Genomic DNA, 4137 nt, shown 5'->3' on the forward strand with positions numbered 1-4137 from the left:
GAATACTTTTGTGCATCGTCTTACTTTTAAGTTCTTATGATAAAGATAAGACAATTGGGGCTGAATTCTGTGAAGTTTTTCAGCCCCTTATTTTTTTGTCGCAAAAACTTTTATCGGACAGCAATAACTTTGAAAGTAAACTCGCGCGAGGTTGCACTTGAAGTAGCGCGACTTCACATGTCAAGGTCGCGCGACAACAGATCTAAAGTCGCGCGAGAATGGATTGCTTCTCGCGCGACCTTACTTGTTAAAATAGCGCATAAACAAAGCCCGTTTCGTACTAATAAAACGGGCAAAGTCGGCAGAAGGTCAGGTGACCCTAACCCTCGAATTTGAGATTTTGGGGTTGATTCAAGGTTGTTTGAGTTGTTTTTTGAGCAATAACAACGGTAACATCATTTAACATATAAAAGATTCTTGAAACGAGCTTCACAGCCCATTGAAAAGGGGCATCCTTGAGTTCATAATTGATACTTAATAAAGCATCTATTTGGTTCTCTTTGATAAGACATATATCGCACCCAAAAAGGAATACACCTCCAAGCGAGAGTATAATCAAAAGTGTAATAAGTAATATGCTTATCTCCATAAATTATGTTTTTGTTGAAAGTCAAGATACTAAAAATATTCCTCTTTCTCAATGAAATTCCAGATGTGGCATAACAACTAATCAGAAAAATGAATAAAATCGAATAACCTACAAACTAATCAATAATTATGCGGATACACTGTCATTTCCATTACAGTGCTTAGCAGTAAAAAGCAGAAACAAGAGGACTAACACAGGAGTTCAGTGACTAAATCATTACCAATCAAAATCCAATATACGGATAGTTTTTACTCAAAAGCAACGACAGGACAACTTAAAACTACTAATTGAGAACGGTGGTGGAGAGCTATAAAATTACCCTTTTGTGTATTTGAGCAAAATCGGGTTACTCCTAATTTTGCTCATGTAAAAACAGATCAATAAACGCAACTTACAAGGCATCTTGTAAATCAATTATTAAATAGACAAAATTTATGAAAAGGTTGATTCTATTTTCAGCTATCAGCGCAATGAATATTCTTTTTAGCGCATTATTTTCAACTATTCATGCTCAAAACCAAGAGCAAAATGAATACTATTATCAAGGTTATACCTTCGAACAAACAAATGGTGCTAAATCAGCAAGCCCATATCTTAGGATCGTAATGATTGGAGACAAAAACACTGTTCCAGAAGCAGTTTCAATGAGTAATGCCATTGGGGATGTATCGTTTAAAGGCACACCCACAAACATTTACATCCAAAACAAATTGGAAGTATATGCCGGGAAGAAATTAATTGGAGTATATCTCCCCAAAAAATGGACAGCAAAACCACCCTTCGCAAGTGGTAATATCAACACTCATATGAAAGTTCCATCTAATCTGGATTTTTACAAGACAAAAGAATTAACAATACCCACTGAACAGATCTCTTTGAGGAGCTTCCTTAGTGGAATATCTGATATTGAGATAGATGAGGATAACTTTTTCATCAAAGGATATGATGGAAGCTTAAGATTGTTTGTCAACAACAACAATCTTCCGGCGGACAAAATAAAGTCTCTTCTCGATCATCTTACAGTTAATTACATTAAAAGTTGCCAACTCATTGTATTTAACGAGCCTAACAAATACTTTTCAGGTGCAATCAATATCACTTTGACTGTAGGAGACCCCGGAAAATTCCCTTCAGATACGCAATATATTAACAGTCTCCCCCTATGCCAATGAAACGTCTATTACTATTGAATCTCTTTTTGGTGATAACTACGGCTTCCTTTGCTCAAATTACGCTCAATGGGAAAGTAAGTGAAAAAGAGAGTAAATCAGAGATTTCTTTTGCCAATGTGGTATTGTACCAAATAAGCGATACGACCAAAATATTCACAGGGACAATGACTGATCAATACGGAGAATATCATTTGGAGAATATTCCTGTCGGACAATACAAAATAAAAATTAGTTATATCGGCTATAAGACACATCAACAGAAATTACGCCTTGCAGTGCCATCATCAGGCAATGTCATGGTAAAAAACTTTGAACTTTACCCAAATAGTACAGAACTTGGTGAACTTGTCGTAAAAGGCAGTCTAACACATCAAAAAACGGACCATAAGGTTATGCTGTTTAATAAAGAACAGATAGCCAACGCAAACTATGCCAAGGATTTGTTGCGGACAATGCCAAACATTCGCGAAGAGCCAATAAGCGGGAAGCTATCCACTATGCAAGGGGGCGGATTGCTTGTGCTTATCAATGGCGTAAAAGCTACTGATGCCCAACTCAAAATGATACCGCCAGAAAAGGTATTACGTGTAGAGTATTATGATATTTCCCCAGCAAGATATGCCTATGTGGGTACAGTGATTAATGTTATTACCAAAACATTAGATAATGGCTATGCACTTGGAGTACAGACATTAACTGCTTTTACAACGGGGTTCAACAATTCAAATGCATATTATTCCGTTACTCATGGCAAGCATCGATTTGACATTGAATATGAATTAAACTATCGAAATTACAAGAACAGAATAGAAGAGGTTCAGTATAATTATTTGTTAGGTAATACAATGTACCAAGACCACACCAAAGGTAAAGACGCCTTTGGATATACCACTCATAGTCTTTCCTTGAAATATGCTTTCGCAAAATCTGACAAGCATATATTTCAAGCAACGCTGATGCCGGATTACAGCACCTCTTTTTCAAAAGCTGTTTATGAGGGAACTTATCAAAATGGCAATGATTGGAGTGCTCTTAGCAAAGACTGGGATAAAAATGACAAGACCATACATCCGTCTCTTGATTTATACTATTGGCAGAAATTATCTGACAAAGACGAACTGAGTCTAAACCTTAACTTAAACCATTTCCAAACCAAAGGACATGACAACCGCAAAGAATGCGGCAAAGAAACAAACAATAAATCTACGAAGAGTTCATGACTCTAAATAACCAAAAAAAAAGTATCATTGGCGAAGTAGCGTATAGCAGAAATCTTTCGATTGCCTCAAGACTCAATGCCGGTTATAAGGTAGAATATAGTCACCTACTAAGCGATTTGAACAACCTGTTCGGAGATAGCAGGTATACATCAGACTATTTGCAACAATATGTATATGGTGAAGTCACCGGGATGAAAGATAAATGGATGTATCGTCTAAGTTTAGGATTTACGCACATTTACAATGAGAGCCTTGATAATAAATACAATCGGCTGCTATTCACGCCTAAACTTGTAATTGGATATAATATAGATAGTAGAAATTCATTGCGACTCATAATGAATAGCACCCCGCTAATGCCAAGCATCGACATGCTCAGCAATAATGCAATCTCTATGACTCGTGATATTATCAAAATGGGTAATCCCAACCTTACAAATGGCTCTATGGCACAAGGTATGCTTATGGAATCTTTTAATAACAAGTGGCTGAGTATCCTTACAGGTGGTTTTTATCAGTATGAACACAATCCAATTAACCAATACTTTCGTGTCGACGGGAACAAACTGAAGCTGACTTATAGAAATACATCGCATAACTACTATTATGGTGGCTTTATACAATCACAGGTTAAACCCCTTGGAAATGAATTATTGCAAATTGGCTTGTTTATACAGCCCTACTGGCAGAAAGCTTCAACACCGGAAGGGATGCAGACGAATTTTTCACTTGAAAATCGTTTTTCTTTAAGCATGCAGTATAAGCACTTTATGCTCAATTATCAGTATGTAATTCCATCCTATTCGATTTCCGGGGTGTTTCGTTCGCTAAGTGAGAATAGCAATGATCTGACTATTACCTATAAAATAAAGAACTGGCAAGTTACCTCCGGGTTGCTGTTTATCGGTAAAGATGCCCATTATAGATCTGAGACTATAAAAGGTTCTGCCGTAAAATACTTTGATGATCGAAGAATACGGGATAACAAATCTATGTTTACCTTAGGACTCTCCTACAACTTCCAGTCCGGAAAAAGTGTGTAAGACCCAAGACAATTATCTTTGAAAAAGAAAAAATAAAACGATAAACAGTATGGATCTTACACGCACACAAATTAAAGAAATTATTTCGAATCAACTGACAAGCAAAGACGGAC

4 protein-coding genes are annotated in these 4137 nt (G+C 36.6%); 3 read left to right on the plus strand and 1 reads right to left on the minus strand.

Going from position 1 to position 4137, the window contains the following annotated elements:
• Positions 1-319 precede the first annotated feature (319 nt).
• Positions 320-589: a hypothetical protein gene (locus ACFO3G_RS03820; protein WP_380078142.1), complete on the minus strand. Its 270-nt coding sequence runs from the start codon at positions 587-589 to the stop codon at positions 320-322.
• A gap of 434 nt (positions 590-1023) precedes the next feature.
• On the opposite strand from ACFO3G_RS03820, the gene ACFO3G_RS03825 reads away from it, so the two are divergent.
• From ACFO3G_RS03825 to ACFO3G_RS03835, 3 genes are read left to right on the plus strand one after another with little or no spacing between them, the layout of a single operon-like run.
• Complete coding sequence (locus tag ACFO3G_RS03825) at positions 1024-1761, plus strand: hypothetical protein (RefSeq protein ID WP_380078144.1); 738 nt, start codon at positions 1024-1026, stop codon at positions 1759-1761.
• Positions 1752-2981, plus strand: coding sequence for a TonB-dependent receptor (locus tag ACFO3G_RS03830; protein WP_380078146.1), 1230 nt, complete (start codon positions 1752-1754; stop codon positions 2979-2981). Before ACFO3G_RS03825 ends, ACFO3G_RS03830 begins: the two co-directional genes overlap by 10 nt.
• Entirely contained in the window at positions 2978-4024 is a 1047-nt protein-coding gene (locus ACFO3G_RS03835) for a porin family protein (protein WP_380078148.1), read from the plus strand. Before ACFO3G_RS03830 ends, ACFO3G_RS03835 begins: the two co-directional genes overlap by 4 nt.
• Positions 4025-4137: the final 113 nt, after the last annotated feature.

The sequence above is a fragment of the Falsiporphyromonas endometrii genome (genome assembly GCF_042654485.1).
Lineage (GTDB): Bacteria > Bacteroidota > Bacteroidia > Bacteroidales > Porphyromonadaceae > Porphyromonas > Porphyromonas endometrii.

Bases quoted from the DNA above. Each gene is read 5' to 3' on its own strand.
- ACFO3G_RS03835 (WP_380078148.1), top strand. From the start codon at position 2,978: ATGACTCTAAATAACCAAAAAAAAAGTATCATTGGCGAAGTAGCGTAT.
- ACFO3G_RS03830 (WP_380078146.1), top strand. From the start codon at position 1,752: ATGCCAATGAAACGTCTATTACTATTGAATCTCTTTTTGGTGATAACT.
- ACFO3G_RS03825 (WP_380078144.1), top strand. From the start codon at position 1,024: ATGAAAAGGTTGATTCTATTTTCAGCTATCAGCGCAATGAATATTCTT.
- ACFO3G_RS03820 (WP_380078142.1), bottom strand. From the start codon at position 589: ATGGAGATAAGCATATTACTTATTACACTTTTGATTATACTCTCGCTT.